Origin of the sequence: Flavobacterium frigoritolerans, from assembly GCF_025847275.1 — a bacterium.
Classification (GTDB): Bacteria; Bacteroidota; Bacteroidia; order Flavobacteriales; family Flavobacteriaceae; genus Flavobacterium; species Flavobacterium frigoritolerans.
The window spans coordinates 289,113-309,554 of the sequence record NZ_JAOZEV010000002.1; the positions used below are offsets into that span (position 1 = coordinate 289,113).

Sequence of the window (20,442 nt, forward strand, 5' to 3'; positions counted from 1 at the left end):
TTTTTTGTAGCAAAATTGTAATAATTTTATGAATTCTCCATTCGTTTTTTATTAATTTTGCAAACAAATCCTGTTGTAAACTATTAAAACAAAACAATATGAAAATCGTAAAATCAATCGCAGCTTTAGCAATTGCCAGCCTTTTATTTATAAGCTGTAAAAAGAATGAAACAGAAGTTAAAGAAGTAGCCACAACTGAAACTGCTACTCCAAAAGAACATAAAGAAATTGCAGCTCAAAATGTACAAACCGCAAGTTTTAATATCGAAGGCATGACATGTGCAATGGGATGTGCAAAAACTATCGAAAGCGAATTAGCTGACCTAGATGGTGTACAAGATGCAAAAGTAGATTTTGAGAAAAAAACTGCTACTGTAACTTTTGACAAAACTATTCAAAATCCAGAAAACTTAACTAAAATTGTTCAGGCTACCGGAGACGGAAAAACATATAAGGTTTTAAATATGAAATCGTAATTCCAACGATTTTTACCATAAAAAAAAAGAGCATTCATAACGAATGCTCTTTTTTTTATAACTCTATTTTTTCTACTTCCACTTAATCGTTTCCATTAAATGCTGCATATCATTCTTAATATAACTTGCTGCTGGCATAATTGAATCAAAATTTGGCTTGGCATAAAAATAAACCGAACCTGTCACAAAATGTTTAATACTGTCTGTAATGTAAAATTGAGAGTTTGTAGCTGCATTTCCATCAACTTGATAAAACATACCGTATGCTTTTTTATCAGGATTTAAATACGGCTGTTCCAATATATCGTCAGCTTTTATAACATGCTCATAAGTTAATTTTTGAGCATCTTTCAACAATTTATTAATATCGTTATTTACTGGTTTGTAAGTAAGATAAATAGTTGCCTTCATTTTCGGGTATGAAATCATGAATCCACAATCTTTTTCACCTTTTATAACAGCATCCGCATTAATCTCAAAAGCAAATGGACATTGGTTTTCAAAATTTACATATTTAGCTTCTGCATAATCCAGCCTTAAATAACTCGCAGGTTTAGGCACAACATCATCTTTACAACTTACTACAGTCAACGTTATTATAAAAAGGACAGTTATGGCAATTGATTTTTTAAGCATTTTTGTTATTCTATTGTTACTTTTATTTGTTTTATTCTCTTACTATCAACCGATTCTATTGTAAAAATACAATTCTGGAAAGCTATTTTTTGATTCTTCTTTGGAAAGTTCCCTATGATTTCCAGAATAAAACCACCTAATGTTTCGGCTTCTCCTTTTTGTATTTCAAATAAGTCTTCATCAACATCTATAATTCTATAAAAGTCTTTAAGATTTATCTTTCCTTCAAACAGGTAATTCTTATCATCAATTTGAGAAAAATTAATATGTTCATCATCAAACTCATCACTAATATCTCCCACTATTTCTTCAATCACATCTTCTAAAGAAACTAATCCCGAAGTTCCACCATATTCATCAACAACAATTGCTAAATGGCTTTTCATACTCTGAAAATCTTTCAACAAGTTATCCAGCTTCTTATTCTCTGGTACAAAAAACGGCTCACGAATAAGTGTAGCCCAATCAAAATCTTTTTTATCTATATATGGAAGCAAATCTTTAACAAACAAAACTCCTTCAATCTGATCAATATTATCTCGATAAACCGGAATTCTAGAATATCCCTTCTCAATGATCTTAGGATATATAGCTTCAAAAGACTCTGAGATCTCTAATGCAAAAATATCAATTCTCGGACTCATTACCTGCTTTGTATCAGTATTTCCAAAAGAAACAATCCCTTCTAATATCTTTTGTTCTTCAGTTGAAGTATCTTCAGAATCAGTAAGCTCTAAAGCTTGAGATAATTGCCCTACTGAAAAACTAGTTTTTTGCTTCCCTAATTTATTATGCAAGTAAATAGTTGCTGAACGCATTGGCAAACTTATTGGGGAAAGCAATTTATCCAACAAAGCCAGCGGATACGCTACACGTTGTGCAAATTTAAGATTATTACGACTCGCATAAACTTTTGGCAAAATTTCACCAAACAACAATATTAAGGATGTAACCAAAATTACTTCCAGAATAAACTTTAACACTGGAGAAATCACTGCTCCAAAAATATCTCTACCCACAAAAGAGAATAGAATAACAACTCCAATATTAATAAAATTATTGGCTACAAGAAGTGTCGCTAAAAGTTTTTTGGGTTTGTCCAAAAGATTAGAGATAATTCTTCCTTTGGACGTGTTTTGCTGTAATGCCTCATCAATATCTTTTTGAGACAGCGAAAAAAATGCTACTTCGGCGCCAGAAACTATGGCCGAACAAAAAAGTAAAATAAAAATTCCAAGAGAACCAACAATCAGGTTGGTATCTAAGATGTTTGCAATGTGTAAACTGGGCTCTGGGTCCAAATTAAAAAGAATTAGTTAAACAATCAAAATGGCAAATCATTTATAGGTAAGCCATCATTCGAAGCGTCAAAGTTAGTGTTTTTTGAGGATTCTGAAGAAGGATTCTGCTTCTGCCCCTCAGTCTCTTTTTTGGTCGTCAAGAAAGTAAACTCGGTTACCTGAATTTCAGTTGTATGTTTCGTTGAACCATCTTCAGCTTGCCATTGGCGCGACTTTATCCGACCTTCGATATATATCTTATCTCCTTTTGACAAATATTTTTCACAAATCTCTGCGGCTTTATTACGCACTACCAGATTATGCCACTCTGTCGAAGTGATTTTCTCATTGGTAGTCTTATTTATATAAACCTCATTAGTTGCCAATTGAAATCGCCCTATGCAATTTCCACCATCAAAATAATGCATTTTTACATCGTCACCTAAATGACCTATCAACATCACTTTATTTAATGTTCCGTTCATGACTTACTATAGTATTTCTATCAAAGATACATTTTTTTGGAAACTTATTTTATTCTGTTTCGATAAAATTATGAATCACAATCGGAAATGGATATGTTTTTAAATCCTGAGCATTAATCCCATTTAAAATTGTCCCTTTTAGCTTTATCTTCCAAAATTTAATATACAAATGCTGATGCGACAATTTATGGATAATACTTTTCGGATTGCATTCTTCTATACCTATAACAGAGTACTCCTTAAAAAAATCATCCTTTATATGCATCGAAACAAAATCGAAGTTTTTTTCAGCATCAGTCTCTAATAATGGAAACTCATACAAATTATGCCAGATTCCTTTAGCAGTTCGTTTTTGTAAAACAGTATTACCAACTTCATCTTCAACAACCAGATAATTAAAGTAACGCATAGTCACTTTCAGTTTTTTAGATTTTACTGGCAATTCATTTACTTTCTTCTTCTGCAAAGCCGCACAACTATCATTAAACACACAAACCAAACAATTTGGGCTTTTAGGCACACATTGTAACGCTCCAAACTCCATTATTGCCTGATTAAAAATCGCAGGATTATCTTTTGGCATTAGTTCATAAGCCAAAGCAGTAAATTCTTTTTTAGCCGATGCTGCAGCAATATCAGTTTCTATATCAAAGTAACGCGACAAAACACGAAATACATTTCCGTCGACAACAGGTACTGCTTCGTTATAAGAAAAAGAAGCAATTGCCGCTGCCGTATACTCACCTACTCCTTTTAGTTTTAATAAATCAACATAACTCCCAGGAAAGACTCCATTTAATTCATTGGCTATAAATTGTGCTGTTTGATGTAGATTTCTAGCACGAGAATAATACCCTAATCCCTGCCAAAGTTTCAAAACTTGCTCTTCTTCGGCATTAGCAAGATCAAAAACAGTAGGAAATGTTTTTGTAAAAGACAAAAAATAAGGCATTCCTTGGGCTACTCTTGTCTGTTGAAGCATTATTTCTGATAGCCAAATAGGGTAAGAATCGGTAGTATTTCGCCATGGCAAATCGCGTTTATTTTGTAAATACCATTTTATCAATCGTTTAGAAAAACTCATCATTAAATATTAGACAACAAAAGTAAAAGTTTATGTAATTAAAATTTAACGAATTAGCTTGAATATTTGTTTTTTTAATTCCTATATTTGCAAACTCAAAAAATAGTATACCATTATAAATAGGAAAGAAAATGACGAAAGCAGATATCGTAGCGAAAATTTCAGAAAAATTAGGTCTTGAAAAAGGTGATGTTCAAGCAACTGTAGAGACTTTTATGAATGAAGTAAAAACTTCATTAGAAACTGGAGACAATGTTTATTTAAGAGGTTTTGGTAGTTTTATTGTAAAAACCAGAGCTGAAAAAACTGGAAGAAACATTTCTAAAAATACCACTATTAAAATTCCGGCACATAACATTCCTGCGTTCAAACCTGCAAAAGTTTTTGTAGAAGGAGTAAAAATAAATAACGAAGCAAAATAATACTATTAATTAATCATAAAATCGATCAGATATGCCAAGTGGTAAAAAAAGAAAGAGACATAAGGTAGCAACTCACAAACGTAAAAAAAGAGCGAGAGCTAACCGTCACAAGAAGAAAAAGTAGTTTTAAACTACTTTTTTCTTTTTAAACGTTCATTGAAATTGGAGTTTATTCTCAGCACCCAGATACAGTGTGCAGCTTAAAACTGCCCACTAATACTGGAAACTGTTTACTAAAATTCCCCCGGGTTCAATACCTGTTAAAAATATTGTTTAATCCATCTGTAAATAAGATTTTAGATTTTAGGTTTTAGACTCTAGATTTTTTTTAAAATCTATACTCTTCTCTCTCTTCTCTACTTTCTGAAAAAACAGATAAAAATTTACAAATGAATAAAGAATTAATCATTAGATCAAGTTCTGATTTCGTAGATTTTGCCTTATTAAAAGATGGAAAACTAATTGAATTACACAAGGAAGAAGAGAAAAGCAATTTTCAAGTTGGTGATATTTTTATAGCCAAAATACGAAAACCAGTTGCTGGACTTAATGCCGCTTTTGTAAATGTTGGCTTTGAAAAAGATGCCTTTTTACATTATCACGATTTAGGACCTAACTTAGCTTCCCAACTGAAATTCATAAAACTTGTAAGCGCAGGTAAATTAAAAGATTTCTCCCTAAAAACCTTTCAGTTTGAAAAAGAGATTGATAAAGACGGCACCATTACTGATATTTTAAGTGCTAATCAATCTGTTTTAGTACAAGTTGTAAAAGAACCAATATCTACTAAAGGTCCAAGAATTAGTGCAGAACTATCTTTGGCTGGACGTTTTATTGTTTTAGTTCCTTTTTCTGATCGTGTTTCTATTTCACAGAAAATAGAAGACAAAAAAGAAAAGGATCGCTTAAAAAAACTTGTATTATCGATCAAACCTAAAGGATTTGGTGTTATTGTTCGCACAGTAGCCGAAGGCAAAAACGTAGCCGAATTAGAAAAAGATTTGCAGAACCTGCTTAGCAGATGGACTGCAATGTGTAAAAAATTACCAACTGCTCATCATCCATCCAAGGTATTAGGAGAACTCAATAGAGCTTCTTCAATATTAAGAGATGTATTTAATGATACCTTTAGTGGTATTCAAATTGATGATGAAGAGTTGTACCATCAAACGAAGGATTATCTGCAAGAAATTGCACCTTCAAAACAATCGATTGTTAAGTTTTATCAATCAAATGATACTCCAATTTTCGAGAAATACAATATAGAGAGACAAATCAAAACTTCTTTTGGAAGAACTGTTTCCATGAGCAAAGGGGCTTATCTTATTATCGAACATACCGAAGCTTTACACGTTATAGACGTAAATAGCGGAAACCGTTCTAATAAAGCCACTAATCAAGAAGACACCGCCATGGAAGTTAATATGATTGCTGCTGCCGAAATCGCCAGACAATTGCGTTTGCGTGATATGGGTGGAATAATCGTAGTTGATTTTATTGATATGTCGAATCCTGAAAATAGGAAAGTCTTGTTCGACTTCTTGCGAGAAGAAATGAGCGACGATAAAGCAAAACATAAAATCTTACCGCCTAGCAAATTTGGATTAGTTCAAATTACAAGACAAAGAGTAAGACCCGAAGTAAACATTAAAACTAGAGAAGAAGATCCTAACAATGAAAATGGCGAAATTGAAGCGCCAATTTTAATCATTGATAAAATATCATCTGATTTAGACAGACTTTTAAAAACCCACAAAAAAGTTGTGCTTAATACACATCCATTTGTGGCAGCATACCTCTGTAAAGGTTTTCCATCAATACGTTCAAAATGGTTTTTTGAACATAAAAAATGGGTGAAAATCATACCTCGTGACGCTTACACGTACTTAGAATACCATTTCTATGATAAAGATGGAAATGTTATTAAAGAATAAAACAAGAAACCGCTTTTCGAAAGATTAGCGGTTTTTTTGTACCTATAAATCAAAGATTAAAATATTTATAATTACGTACTGACCCAACAAATTAAAGTGTTTTACTTACTTTTGAATCGTATCTAAAATGATAAAAACATTCAAATGCTTCCAACAAAACACCTACATACTTTTATAAAGAAGATTAACGCATATTCCTTTTTAATTGTTTTTATTTTATTTGCATCAAAAGTATCAGCACAAAATGACACCATTTATTTTGACCAAAACTGGAAAAAATCCAACAAAGAAACTGCTCTTTATTACAGAATCAAACCCATAAAAATAAAAACTAAAAGTGCTGTAGGATACAAAATAACAAACACAGACTCTCTTTATGTAATCAATGATTACTATTTAAAAAGCAATAAAATACAATTTCAAGGCTACTCCAAAGATTCCGAAGGCGAGTATTTGGTTGGTAATGCCAAATGGTATAATGAAAATGACGATAAATCAGAGACGAGAGTCTTCGATTACAAACCAAATAATTATACTCCTAAATTTAGAATTCCTGAATGGCCAATCCTTTACCTAGGCTATTCTATTGCTAGCAAAAGCCAATTTACTGGCGGATTGGAATTTTGTTTAGATTGCAAAGAAGAAAATAAACTCCTTCTAGGTTTAGGATACGGAATTACTAGTTATAATGGCAAATATTATGGCTTACCAGATATACATTTATCTTATAACATTCAGAAATCCATTTTTATAAAAGCTGGAGGATCTGATAAAAATGCGTATGCACTAGCTGGTCTTACTTTTTTAAATATGATAGATTTAGGTTTTGGTTATTCAGCACCTTTTGATAGCGAAAAAATACCTGTAATTAAAGGTTTTACTTTTGGGCTTACTTTTAGATTTACCAATAACAAAAATGTTTATGGTCGTTTAAGAATGTTTTAATCGTATTTATTCCGTTACAACCTCAACTCTTCGTTTTATTTCGTTTCCAAATTCGTCTACAACAGTAACATAATGAAAACCTGCTGTCATTACAATTGGTTTTTCATGAAAAACTTTAGTAACTCCTTTGTACACATTATCTACATACCAAAACAATTGACTTTCTCTTTGTGAATAAGCTACTTTAAAAATTACTGGTTGCACTTCACTATTGAAATTTTTAGTCAAATAAATTTTACTATTCGCTTTAGGATAAATGAAATCCATAGAAGCGGTTTGAGTGCCTGCACAATTATCTCTGAATGGAGGTAACGGCATATATTCGATATGCTTACTTTTATAATACCATGCCATTACAGGAGGCAGAACAAACCAATTTTTTACAATTATATTTTCAATACTTTCACAACTACTATTTACCTGAAATTTTTCGGTTTGGTCTAAATGTACTGTTTTATGATACGGACAAATTGAAGTTGTTTTCCCTTTTAGTGTAACCCATTGTTTTATTTTTGGACAGCCTTCTTTTGCTAAATATCCACTTAAACGACAAACTTCAACCTCATCCAAATCCCTGTATGGAGTAGCAAACCATTTTTGCCTTGGTAATAAATTAAACACATCAAATAAAATTGGCGCTGCACTTGTAACTCCTGTTAATGTTGGTCTTCCCTCTCCTGTTGCATTTCCTACCCAAATTCCAACTACATATCTTGAATTTGTTCCTATTGCCCAAGCATCACGATTACCGAAACTTGTGCCTGTTTTCCAAGCTATCTTAAGCGAGCTATCATAAAACTTCCAGGCTTCATCCCCTTCTGGTCTATTCACCTCTTCCATAGCGTTATACGTTAGCCAAATCGAACCTGCGCCTAATATATTCTTCTGAGTGCTTTCGTCTCCAAAATCAGGCTCAAAATCGTTTTCATAATTTAGCTCTGTAAATTCATTTGTTCGGTACTTACCATTACTTTTATTAAAATAATTTACTGTCGATGACATCCCCGCATAACTACGGCACAAATCCCATAGATTACTTTCGGCACCACCAAGAATAAGCGACAATCCGTAATGATCTGGCGGTTTAGAAATATTTCTTAGTTTGAATTTTTGCAGTTCTTCATAAAACTTATTCACTCCAAAATCCTGTAACATCAATACCGAAGGAATATTAAGCGACCTAGATAAAGCCCGATGTGCTGGCACTGCCCCATCAAATGTTAGGTTGAAATTTTGAGGCGTATAACCCGCAATTTGCGTCGGTACATCGGCAACTAAAGTATTAGGTAATAATTCGCCATCATCGAGCATTGCAGCATACAATAATGGCTTCAAAATACTTCCTGTACTTCTTGGAGCGTCTATAATATCAACATCTTTTTGATGATCGCTATTTGTTGGAGAATTACCAACATAACTTATCACGTTTCTATTAGAAACATCTATTACCAAAATAGCCAAATTACTAACCTCATTCTGCTTGTATTGATTGTAATAGTATTTTGCGATTTGATTTACTCTATTTTGCAAATCAAACCCTATTGTAGTTTTTACTCGAGCTCCTTCTTGATTTTTAGCGACACGTTGCAATAAATGTGGTGCTATTTGTGGCAAATCATATGGCTTTCTAGGCAAAGGCTCTTCTATCGAAAGTTCATAAGTTTGCCTATCAATAATTCCTTCCTGATTGAGCTTACGCAGAAGGCGATTCCGTTTCTCTAATAATTTTATCTGATTCTTTCCTGGGTAAATTAGACTCGGAGCATTTGGCAAAACTGCCAAAGTTGCATTTTCTGCCCATGATAACTGATTTGATTTCACTCCAAAATACCTCCACGAAGCCATTTCTAATCCTACAACATTCCCTCCAAAAGGAGCATGTGCCGCATATAATTCTAGTATTTCATCTTTAGAATATCCTAACTCTAATCTTGTTGCAAGAACAACTTCAACGAGTTTTTCAAAATAGGTTCTCCCTTTTCCCTTTCTTGATAATCGAATTACTTGTTGTGTAAGAGTACTTCCTCCCCTAACAACTTTACCTGCTTTCCTGTTTTGCTTAATCGCATTGACCATAGCAACGGGATTAAAACCAGGATGTTTATAGAAATATTCATCTTCAAAATAAACAATACATTTCTTGAATTTATCTGGAACACTATCCTGAGCCGGAAAACGCCATTGTCCGTCACGAGCAATCTTTGCTCCCAGTAATTCTCCTTCCTTACTCTCAATAACAGTAGAATACGGTTCCTGAAACAAAGTTCGTGGCAATGAAAAATAATAAATCACCACTAACAAAAATGCTAGTAGTGATTTTATTTCATTCTGTTTAATCCAATTTATAACGCGTTGAAGCAACGCTTTCAATTTATTTTTCAAGGTAATCTTGTCGTTTTTTTATATCCTAACAGGTTTCCAAAACCTGTTAGGTATGTTTTTTTTAGTTCTTAATATTAAAATACTTCCATGATTAAAGTTATAACCTAACAAGTTTCTAAAATATGTTAGAAGAGAGAAAATTATCTTGTTTACTCATCCATTTTATCAACATCATTAATTACTCCCTCGTAAATAATTTTTCTTTCATCATGAGAAAACTTAAAATTTTCTATCCCTCCAAATAATTCAAGAATAAAATCCCTATCAATATTTGACAACTTATTAGATAGATAAGAACGATATAAAGAATGCAAATAAGATTCAAAATCCTTTGCAAATTTATGCTTAACAGGATTCAGATGAACATATATGATTAATTGCTTTAAATAGGCTTCATTTTCTATTCTATTTCTTTGCAAATGCTCTTGAAACAAACTACCAGTCCTACCATAACCTTTATTTATACTTTTAGAATAAGAATTAAACAAATTCGAAAAAGGCAAATGTAATTTATCTTTAAATTTCTCAGGCAATTCCTTTTCATCTTTAATTCTCAATACTATGTGAAAATGATTTTTAAGCAAACAATAAGCATAAATATCCGCAATAGGCAAAAGATATTTTTTTACTTTTTCTAGAAAGTAATTATTATTCTTTTCTTCAATAAAAATATTCTCTTTATTATTCCCCCTATTGTATATATGATAATATTGACCTGATTCGAAAATATCTTTATCCATTACTAGTTTTACTTTTTCATAATCCCTTTTTATATCCTAACACGTTTCTAAAACCTGTTAGGCATCTTTAACTATCTTCAATTTTATATTTTTTTTATTCTAGACCCTTCATATAATACCTAACAGGTTTTAGAAACCTGTTAGGATACGAAATCCAGCATAAGCCTATTTCACCACTTCAACCCAAAACCCTTTAGTTCTTGCTAAGAATGTATTATCATACATTGCTTCACATTGTAATCCTGGCAAATAATAATTACCTAAATATGATGCATTCAACAAAATTTTAAACACTTTGGTTTCACCAGCTTTTAGCCCAAAATAGAAATTAGTTCTATCATCACGAATATCAATATAATCAGCGACATTATTGGTTGCATCTCCATAATCGGTAAAACGGGTATTTACAATTTCAAATCCTGAAGGCAAAATTTGTGTCAATGCCACATTTTCGACACGCTCGTTTCTTTGGCTTCTAACTGTTACCTCAGCAATAAACTCTGTTCCTTGCGTAATTCTTGAAACATTGATGACTCCACCTTTTCTGTTTTTGAAAACTATACCAGCCGAAACATCGCTCTGAACTACATTTTCCTGTCCTATTGGTAAAATTCCAGTATTTAATACGCGAACATAAATCGTATTCTTCTTATTGTTTTTTAAAGTGATACTGTTTGTACCTGTTTTGACTACTAAACTTCTGTCGGCAACTGTTTTTGAAGTTTTTATAACTTGACTTTTTCCATCTTTACTAAACTGTACATCTATTCCTTTTACTCCGTTGTTCAATGAGAATTGAGACATTGCATATAAAGAATAAGCCGTTGTTTGCGTGCTCATCCATTGGTCACTCGCCATACTCTTAGCTAATTTTGTAGCCATTGTGAATGCTTTTTGTTTCTGTCCTAGCAACAACATTGTTTCCAGAGCCATTGCACGATTTCTATCGCTTGAACCATAATAGTAATAATTATAATTTGACGATTCATCATCAATCTTACTAATTAATAACAAACTCGAAGCGGCGCTTTTTTGCCCTGCTAAAACATAAGCTGCAGCCAATCGTAACTTACTTTCGTTAGAAATCCCCTTGGTTTCACGCAATCTATTCATCGAAGATAGATCTGACGAACCTGCCAAAGCCAATGTGTACAAACGATACGCTTGTGCCATATCATTTCCGTAACGTGGCTCAAATCGCCATTGTTTGGCTTCTTTTTGTTGATATGACAACCATTTTGATTTAAAATTGATAGGTAATACAAATCCTTTCTTTTCTGCCTCAATCATGAAATGTCCTGCGTATGAAGTTCCCCAATCATCGGCAATTGAATTTCCTTGCCAATATGGAAGCCCTCCATTTGCCAATTGAAAACTTCCCAATCTCGTAATTCCTGCTGTAACATTCTTTTGAATAAGCTGTTGGCGTGTTGCATCAATATCAGCAACATCATTCAAAAATAATTGCGGAAATACCGATGAAGTTGTTTGCTCTACACATCCATGCGGATACTGAATAAGAAACTGTAATCTTCCGTTTAAATTAATCGTTGGCATCGACGACACTTCCAATTTTGCTTTATTACTTCCTGAAACTCCAAATGTTTTCCATACAATAGTCTTAGAGCTATTTGGTTCCAAAATTACATCTGTAAAAGTATTCGTTACAGGATTTGGATTCGTCATATCTATTTCGACATCATAAACTGATTTCTCTTTTCCTGATGTAGCGATAACTTGTACTTTGGCAATTCCTGTTGCACCTCCAACTTCTAGATTAAAATAAGCCATTTTTTCGTCTGGCTGTGTAAATGTCAATCTTTGCGCTGGGCTTCCTACAACTCTTAATCCATTGCTTGTTTTTATTTGTACAGTAACGTTTTTGATGTTTTTTTCCATTGCAAAAATCGTAACAGGAATTGTTACTTTTTCTGATGGAGAAATTTTTCTAGGCAATGAAGCTAATACCATTAACGGACTACGTACAGGAGTTGCTTTTTCGACACTTCCGTATGCACTTGTGTTCGCATCACCGGCAACTACCATTGTTCTTACTGAGCCAATATATTTTGGCAATTTTACTTGGTGTGTTTTCGTTTCTCCTTTTCCTAATTTAAATGGTCCGAGATAAACAACTACTGGCTTAAAACGATTGGCTTTCTTCGCTTTTCCTCCACCTAAATCCTGATCTCCACCAATACTAAAAATTTGATTTACTTTACCTCCATACGCTCCAATTACATCATCATAAACATCCCATGTTTTTACTCCTAAAGCTTCTCTAACATAAAAACTATCCCAAGCATTTGGTGTTTTAAAACGAGTTAAATCAAGCAACCCTTCATCGACAACTGCAATTGTGTAAGTCATTTCTTTCCCTGATTTCTCGCTTACTTTTATAGGAAACGTTTGTTCTGGTTTTAGCACATCTGGCATCGAAATGCTGGGAGCAAGAATCGTAGTTTTATCAATTACTTCGATTGGAACGATTCCGTACATACGAATTGGCGAATCATTTTTGGTCGATGCATGCGGTTGCAAAAGTGTAATATTAAAATATACATTGGGTGCCATCGCTCCCGTAATAGGAACTTCGACTTTAGTTTCTCCTTTTTGGGTTTTTACCCAAAGTGTCTGTACTACTTTCGAACCATTTTCTATAGAGACCAAAGCACGACCACCTTCACTCGAAGGGAAAGATATTTGTGCTTTTTCGCCTACAGCATAATTCTTTTTATCTGTAGAAAAAACAAGCATATTTGCTGTAGATGCATCTGTGTTTCTTGTTTTTCCAGACCATATTGGCCAATCAATATTTACAGTTAATGCCGATGCGTGTCCGCCAACTTCATCCGAAACACGTATTAAGTAACGTCCCCATTCTTCATCGGTCAATGCAAACTGAAAACTTCCTTTTCCGCTAGAATCCGTATTTACAACAAATGTTTTATATGATGTTGTAGCGTTCGACGAATTATAATTGGATAAATTATCACTCGAAGCATCCCACCACCAGCGCCATTCTGTTTTATATACTTTTACTTCTAAGTTTCGTACTGATTTTGGTCTTCCATTTTCATCAACAGTAACAATATCAAATCGGTTTTGCTTACGGGTTTCTAGCATTCCGTATTTAGTAGGTTCAGGCGATTTTACTCCTACATAAGTATTGTAAGGCGAATATGTTGTTGAGATAACATCGGTACTAAAATCTCCACCTTCTTCATAGACTTTTGTAATAAAAGCTGCTCTTAACATTCCTGGTGCCTGCCCTTGTAACTTAGGCTCAATATTTACAGTTGCTCTTCCGTTGGCATCTAGCTTCCCTGAAAAGATATTAATTTCCTCTGTACTAAATTGACGTACCAAATCATCAAAAACATATTTCTCATAGCCTTTAAAAGTTGTGCTTTGCTGAGAAAATTTTGCCTGCATTTCTACATTCAGATTTTTAGCAATAGCACCATGAAGCCATGTAACTTCAAGATTACTTGTATTTGGGTAAGATGAAGACAATATTGCTCTTCTGAAAGTATTCTTAATTTTTAAACGATTCGGTTTAATCGTTTCAATTTTTATACTCTTGTAATATTTAGCCCCACCTACGCTTACCATAGCTTCCCAATTTCCTGTAGGTGCTTCTGCATCTGTAGGAACTGTAAACGCATAATGGTTTAGGTCATTCGATTTCTGAACAGTTTGATACGTAACTTTTCCGTTAGGATCAGTTAATCTAAATTTTATCGGATGTGCTTTTGGTAATTTATTTGCTGCATCATTAAATATAAATGATAAATACAAATTATCCCCTGGGCGCCAAACTCCACGCTCCCCATAAATATATCCTTTTAGTCCTTTCTGCAAGGTTTCGCCCGCTACATCAAAATTACTTACCGACAATGAATTTCCATCATCCAATTTTACATAAGTCGATTGCGTTCCTAAAGTAACAATAGCAAAATAGGCAAATTTATCTAACTGAAAAGAAGCAATTCCTTCACTGCTTGTTGTTCCTGTTGTTAGTTTCTGTTGCTGAAAACTATACAAATCTACTCTTGCATTCGAAACTGGTTCTGTGGTGATTATGTTATTTACTACAAATAAATAGGATTTGTTCTCTCCTCGTTTGGCTATTACTCCAAGATCTGAAGCTAAAATATTAGTTCCAATTTTTGCATTATAATAATAGGAACCTGTACAAGGATCTTGACTTTCTCTCCATTCATAATCATCGTAATAATAGTCATCGTATGAATTACCACTGTAGTTTACATCATTCTCATCTACCTCTTCTTCTTCAGTTTGATCTGTATCTGGTTCGCTAGTTTCGCATTTATATAATGAGTATGCTTTTTTATACGAGAACTCGACTCTATAAATTGCCCCTGGTTCTGGCGTTATAATTTTGGATAAATCCAAAGCATATGTATTCCACTTAGTTGGATTAATTAAAGTATTTTCTTTAAGATTAATTGTTGTTTTAGCAACAGGTTGCGCCACTCTTTTTAAGTTTTGAGCTCCGTTTAATTCATTGTTCTGAAGAAACTGTAAGATATTATTTTTATATATCTTATATACTTTTACATCTACCGCACTAAGATTTACCGCTTCAAAATTTAATTTCAAATTATTAGAACTTGGTAAAATCGTTCCGTTTTTTATAAACTTAATATTTGGTTTTATCTGATCGAAAGAAATCTTCTCCGTGTAATTTTCGCTCATCTTTCGACCATACTGACTTTCGATTCCTTGGAAAACTTCCAACAATAGTTCGCCAGTAACCGTTTGATCAGATACTGGCTCCGATTCTGGTTCTTCTACTACTTCTTGTACAGCTACAGCAGCACTATCTACTGATACACTTGTAGAATCTACAGCAACACTTGCTGTATCAACAACTGCAACAGCAACCTCATGTACCACTTCCTGAACCGGTTTTTCATTACTAAAATAAACTTTTAACGTATTTCCTTGTGTTGAGAATTTCAGGTTATTGGTGTTTTGTATGGCAACCAATCCTTTAAAATCCTGCCCTTTCTCTAATGGTTCTGAGAAATTAATTAATACCGATTGATTGTTTTCATCTGGAATTTCGACTTTTATAATTTTAAACTCGTTTATTGATGTAATCGGAAAATCCATTTTTCCTTTTTGTTCAATGTCAAAATCATTTCCATCATAAGAAATCTCAAGATTACTTTCTTCTGGTAAACGCTGAATACTATCAATGATAAACTTAAATTCTTTTCCAGAACTTGCCGCTTTATCAAATTTGATAGTAAGATTTTTTCCGTTATGACTCGCTAAAACTAGTTTTTTTGCTGTTTCTAAATCTATAACGTCAGCCGTTTTTAATACACAATTTAGGTATTGATATTCTTTGCTATACGATTGAACATCTAGCGTATTAACAATAAAATCCTGTTTGACTGTTTTAACGGTAAAATTGAATTTAGACAAATCTTTATCATCATCTCCTTTTTTAGGAAGCGTAATTAGTTTATCTAAATTTAGGGTTACCTGATATTCGGTTCCAGCTTTTAACTTCTTTTCGGGAATAAAGGCAATTGTATTACTCGAAAGTGCGACAACTTTACCATCGACACTTGGAGAAATATCAAATAAATTATTGTCTAAAACCTCATTGATTTTCCATTCTTTTTTTTCAAAAGCCAAAACAACGCGTATATCCGATTGAGACGAAACTATCCCGCCTGTAAAACTCGTTATATACTCTTTGAATAATGAAAAATCAGAATTAAAATCAGAAGCAGATTTTCTGCCACAACTCTGAAAAATAAAAAACACAATCAACACGTAAACTAATCCTCTTGTTTTCAATTGAGTATCAAATTAATGGTTACAAAATAATATAACATATAAAGATTATACCATTTCACAATCAAATTTACGATTGATTAAATGCTCTTTATATGTAATAAAAGTACTGTAAATTTTAATTACTTTTTAGAAGAAAATTCAGTAATGCTAATTATTTTTGCCTTTTAGCAAAAAATGATTTATTAAATGTGAAGCTCAATCAATGATTACGTTATTATTAAGATTCTGGCAAAGACTCCTCAATCATTTTTAAAATTCTACTCCAAGCTTAGACAATACATCATCTAATTCCGTAAAATGTTCTTCTGTATTTGCAGCATAAAACAATTGGTTATTAGCCATAATTACAATTACATCATCCTCATAATTACCATAAAAGTTTATTCCTTCTAGCCATTGCCTGAATGAAACTCCTTTATTTCGGAAATTTTCGATAACAAAATCCAATTCATGTTGTTCTAATTCATAAAATGTGTTACATGGAAATCTCAATGCATAACAAGCCTGAAGCAACGCCATTGCAGTAAAAAATTCCGTTAAGGTTTCTGTTTCCAAATTCCATTCTTTTTCATCTGTACTCCCGAAAACTGGCGGATTAGGTTTTGACAAATCCTCTTTATGAATTCCCCAAACACATGATTTCTGATTTTCGGAATAAAATATCAAATAATCATTCTGTTTATAATATTGAAATCGCTCTGGTATAATTAATAAATCTTGGGTTTGATTTAAGCTTTGAATCTTACCTAATTCACTATAGTAATCAACAAATACTTCAGGAAGTTGCCCGAAGATATTTTTAACAATTTGAATTTCATCATTAGTAAAACCATTAGGTTCTGTAATATGAAATAGCTTTTTTATTATTGAAAAATCAGTCATAATAACTTTTTAATAAGAATGAAACTGCGATAAAATTATTTTCGCCTTTTAGCAAAAAAACGTTTCATTAAATCCGAAGCTTCATTTGCCATAACTCCACGAACAACAACAGTTTTAGGATGTAGTTGTGTTCCCATTTTTTCGTAACCACGATGTTCATCGCTTGCTCCGAAAACAATTTTAGAAATCTGACTCCAATATAAAGCACCAGCACACATCTGGCAAGGTTCCAGCGTTACGTAAAGCGTACAGTCTTTTAGATATTTTCCGCCTAAAAAATTAGCTGCAGCTGTTATTGCCTGCATTTCGGCATGAGCCGTAACATCATTTAGTAATTCAGTTAAATTATGGCTTCTTGCAATGACTTTATTATCAATTACAATTATGGCTCCAACAGGAATTTCATCTTTATCAAATGCCATTTCAGCTTCCTGCAAAGCCTTTTTCATAAAATACTCGTCGGTGAAAATATCTATCATAAAACAAAAATAAGAATTCAATTCGTACATTTGCTTTTATGTCAGTCAATTTACTTCCCAACATATATAATCCCGCCGATTTACGCTTACTTTCCGAAGCGCAACTCCCTCAAGTTGCTCAGGAATTACGTGATTTTATTATTGATATTGTTTCTGTAAAAGAAGGACATTTGGGTGCAAGCCTTGGTGTTACTGAACTTACTATTGCACTGCACTATGTATTTAATACTCCCGACGATTTATTGGTTTGGGATGTAGGTCATCAAGCTTACGGACATAAAATATTGACTGAAAGGAGAGAAATTTTCCATACCAATCGCCAGCTTAACGGAATTTCAGGTTTCCCTAAAAGAGCCGAAAGCAATTATGATACTTTTGGCGTAGGCCACTCTTCTACTTCTATCTCGGCAGCTTTAGGAATGGCAATTGCTTCTAACTTAAAGGATAATTTCAACAAACATCATATTGCTGTAATTGGCGATGCTTCAATTGCATCTGGAATGGCTTTTGAAGGCTTGAATCATGCTGGTGTGACTGATGCTAATTTATTGGTAATCTTAAACGATAATGCCATCGGGATTGACCCAAGTGTAGGTGCGCTGAAAAAATATCTTACTGCTGTAAAAGAAGGAAAAAATCCGAAGAAGAACAACATGATCAAATCATTGAATTTTGATTATTCGGGTCCTATTGATGGTCATGATATCTTTGCTTTGATTAAAGAATTAAAACGTTTAAAAAACATAAAAGGCCCTAAATTTCTGCATATTGTTACGACCAAAGGGAAAGGATTACAACAAGCCGAGGAAAATCAGGTTCAATATCACGCTCCTGGAAAATTTAATGCTTCAACTGGAGAAATCATTCCTAAAATTGAAGATAATCTTCCGCCAAAATACCAAGATGTATTTGGGTTAACTATTTTAGATTTGGCTCAAAAAAACGAAAATATCGTTGGTATCACGCCTGCAATGCCTTCAGGAAGTTCTCTTAAATTTATGATGGATGCTTTTCCTAAACGCGCCTTTGATGTAGGGATTGCCGAACAACATGCGGTAACACTTGCTGCTGGTATGGCTACTCAGGGAATGATTGTTTATTGCAATATCTATTCTACTTTTTTGCAACGTGCTTACGACCAAATTATACACGATGTAGCATTACAAGATTTACCTGTTATCTTTTGTCTCGACAGAGCTGGTTTAGTTGGAGAAGATGGCGCAACTCATCATGGCGTTTTTGATATTGCTTATTTGCGTTGCATTCCTAATATGATAATTTATGCTCCTTTAAATGAGATAGCCTTACAAAACATTTTATATACTGCACAACTGGGATTGAATCATCCTATTGCTATTCGGTATCCTAGAGGTCGCGGCGTAATTACCGATTGGCAAAAGAATTATTTTAAGAATTATGCTACAATCGAAATTGGAACTGCAACTTGCCTTAAAGAGGGTAGCAAAACCGCTGTTTTGTCTTCTGGAACTATTGGAAATAATGTAATAACTGCTTTAGAAAATAGTAGTAATTCAAACACTATTGCTCACTACGACTTCCCATTTATCAAACCATTAGACGACAAATTATTACATTCCATTTTTGAAAGATTTACAACTATAATTACTATTGAAGACGGTGCTATAAATGGTGGTTTTGGAACTGCAATTTTAGAGTTTTCGGCTCTTCATAATTACAATGCTAAAATAAGAACATTAGGAATTCCTGACACTTTTATTGAACATGGAACTGTTACCGAATTGCAACAATTATGCAATATTGACGTTAAAAGTTTAGAAAATCTTTTTTCTCTTGGTTAAAAAGAATTATTTTGCAGACCCAAAACAAAAAATGCCATAATGAAATTATCCCATTTACCTTTTTTAGTACTTTTTTTATTTTGTTCATCTAAAAATTTCGCTCAGAAATCTTTAATTCAAACTCAATTAACGCCAGTAATTCAAACTCAGTTACCAGATGTACATTCTAACTGGACTAAAAAGAACAAATTAGGATTTGATATTACACAAATTGCTTTTGTTAACTGGAGTGCTGGGGGAACCAGCTCTATTTCGGGGCTTTTTAAAGGTGAATTTTCAAGAGTATACGTAAAAGACAATCACAAATGGGCAAATGAACTTCTTTTAAAATATGGTTTAAATAAACAAGATGGAATCGAATTACGTAAAACCGATGATGCCTTTCAGTTTAACTCTACTTATGGTTTTAGAAGAGATACGTTGTCAAATTGGTATTACTCAGCAAAATTTAATTTAAACTCTCAATTTACCAATGGATATTCTTATCCAAACACTGACATTCCTATTTCCAAGCTTTTTGCTCCAGCTTACGTATTCTTAGGAGCAGGGGCTGAAAACGCTAATAAACAAAAAAATCGTACTTTTTATTTCTCACCGATTACTTTAAAGACTACATTAGTTTTAGACCAAACTTTAGCAAACCAAGGAGCCTTTGGTGTTAGAAAAGCCATTTATATTGATGATCCTCTAGATCCTAACAATAAGATTCTTGTTGATGAAGGTCAAAAAATAAAAGCTGAATTTGGTATTTTACTTACTGCTTATTCGAAAAACGAGATTTTCAAAAATATATTTTTCGAAAACCGTCTAAGCCTTTATACCGATTACCTCAACAGATTCGGAAACATCGACATCGATTATGACACTCGCTTAGATCTTGTTGTAAATCAATATGTAAAAGCGAATGTTGGCGTACACTTTGTTTATGATGACGACATCAAATCTAAAAAAGAAATTGCTGGAGTACAAGTTACACAAGGACCAAAAGCACAATTAAAACAGGTTTTAGGTGTTGGTGTTGTATACGCCTTTTAAC

At 33.1% G+C, this 20,442-nt stretch carries 15 protein-coding genes; 6 read left to right on the forward strand and 9 right to left on the reverse strand.

Annotated features, from left to right (window positions below; genetic code table 11):
* Positions 1–98 precede the first annotated feature (98 nt).
* Positions 99–476, forward strand: coding sequence for a heavy-metal-associated domain-containing protein (locus OIU80_RS03920; protein WP_264285745.1), 378 nt, complete (start codon positions 99–101; stop codon positions 474–476).
* Positions 477–548: 72 nt separating this feature from the next.
* On the opposite strand, the gene gldD is transcribed toward OIU80_RS03920, so the two are convergent.
* Genes gldD through mutY form a run of 4 tightly spaced genes read right to left on the reverse strand, consistent with a single transcriptional unit; the run spans position 549 to position 3,961 of the window.
* Positions 549–1,112: a gliding motility lipoprotein GldD gene (gene gldD, locus OIU80_RS03925; RefSeq protein ID WP_264285746.1), complete on the reverse strand. Its 564-nt coding sequence runs from the start codon at positions 1,110–1,112 to the stop codon at positions 549–551.
* A 5-nt stretch (positions 1,113–1,117) separates the two neighbouring features.
* Positions 1,118–2,413, reverse strand: a complete 1,296-nt coding sequence (locus tag OIU80_RS03930; RefSeq protein ID WP_264285747.1) for a gliding motility-associated protein GldE — start codon at positions 2,411–2,413, stop codon at positions 1,118–1,120.
* A 23-nt stretch (positions 2,414–2,436) separates the two neighbouring features.
* Positions 2,437–2,877, reverse strand: coding sequence for a single-stranded DNA-binding protein (locus OIU80_RS03935; protein ID WP_129539872.1), 441 nt, complete (start codon positions 2,875–2,877; stop codon positions 2,437–2,439).
* A gap of 49 nt (positions 2,878–2,926) precedes the next feature.
* Positions 2,927–3,961: an A/G-specific adenine glycosylase gene (gene mutY, locus OIU80_RS03940; protein WP_264285891.1), complete on the reverse strand. Its 1,035-nt coding sequence runs from the start codon at positions 3,959–3,961 to the stop codon at positions 2,927–2,929.
* Between the two features lie 131 nt (positions 3,962–4,092).
* Between mutY and OIU80_RS03945 the strand changes: the two genes are divergently transcribed.
* From OIU80_RS03945 to OIU80_RS03955, 3 genes are all read left to right on the forward strand, one after another.
* On the forward strand, positions 4,093–4,383 hold the full coding sequence (locus OIU80_RS03945) for an HU family DNA-binding protein (RefSeq protein ID WP_039112429.1): 291 nt from the start codon (positions 4,093–4,095) through the stop codon (positions 4,381–4,383).
* Positions 4,384–4,772: 389 nt separating this feature from the next.
* Positions 4,773–6,317 (forward strand): Rne/Rng family ribonuclease, encoded by a 1,545-nt coding sequence (locus OIU80_RS03950; RefSeq protein WP_039112430.1) that lies wholly within the window; start codon positions 4,773–4,775, stop codon positions 6,315–6,317.
* 144 nt (positions 6,318–6,461) lie between these two features.
* Positions 6,462–7,262, forward strand: coding sequence for a hypothetical protein (locus tag OIU80_RS03955; RefSeq protein ID WP_264285748.1), 801 nt, complete (start codon positions 6,462–6,464; stop codon positions 7,260–7,262).
* A gap of 6 nt (positions 7,263–7,268) precedes the next feature.
* Here the strand turns inward: OIU80_RS03955 and pbpC are convergent, their stop codons facing one another.
* The 5 genes from pbpC to OIU80_RS03980 form a co-directional block, all read right to left on the reverse strand.
* Positions 7,269–9,644, reverse strand: a complete 2,376-nt coding sequence (gene pbpC / locus OIU80_RS03960) for a penicillin-binding protein 1C (protein ID WP_264285749.1) — start codon at positions 9,642–9,644, stop codon at positions 7,269–7,271.
* A 149-nt stretch (positions 9,645–9,793) separates the two neighbouring features.
* Positions 9,794–10,384 carry a transposase gene (locus OIU80_RS03965; protein ID WP_264285750.1) on the reverse strand — a complete coding sequence of 197 codons (591 nt, stop codon included), beginning with the start codon at positions 10,382–10,384 and terminating at the stop codon, positions 9,794–9,796.
* A 165-nt stretch (positions 10,385–10,549) separates the two neighbouring features.
* Positions 10,550–16,225 carry an alpha-2-macroglobulin family protein gene (locus OIU80_RS03970; RefSeq protein WP_264285751.1) on the reverse strand — a complete coding sequence of 1,892 codons (5,676 nt, stop codon included), beginning with the start codon at positions 16,223–16,225 and terminating at the stop codon, positions 10,550–10,552.
* Between the two features lie 249 nt (positions 16,226–16,474).
* The gene (locus OIU80_RS03975) at positions 16,475–17,107 is read right to left on the reverse strand and encodes a hypothetical protein (RefSeq protein WP_264285752.1); all 633 of its coding nucleotides are present in this window, start codon (positions 17,105–17,107) and stop codon (positions 16,475–16,477) included.
* A 35-nt stretch (positions 17,108–17,142) separates the two neighbouring features.
* Entirely contained in the window at positions 17,143–17,586 is a 444-nt protein-coding gene (locus OIU80_RS03980; RefSeq protein WP_264285753.1) for a nucleoside deaminase, read from the reverse strand.
* Between the two features lie 38 nt (positions 17,587–17,624).
* Here OIU80_RS03980 and OIU80_RS03985 point away from each other — a divergent pair, with 38 nt between their 5' ends.
* Together OIU80_RS03985 and OIU80_RS03990 are read left to right on the forward strand one after the other, a co-directional pair.
* The gene (locus tag OIU80_RS03985; RefSeq protein WP_264285754.1) at positions 17,625–19,406 is read left to right on the forward strand and encodes a 1-deoxy-D-xylulose-5-phosphate synthase; all 1,782 of its coding nucleotides are present in this window, start codon (positions 17,625–17,627) and stop codon (positions 19,404–19,406) included.
* Positions 19,407–19,445: 39 nt separating this feature from the next.
* A complete protein-coding gene (locus OIU80_RS03990; protein WP_264285755.1) occupies positions 19,446–20,441 on the forward strand; it encodes a DUF3078 domain-containing protein in 996 nt (331 codons plus the stop codon).
* The last annotated feature ends 1 nt before the right edge of the window (position 20,442 follow it).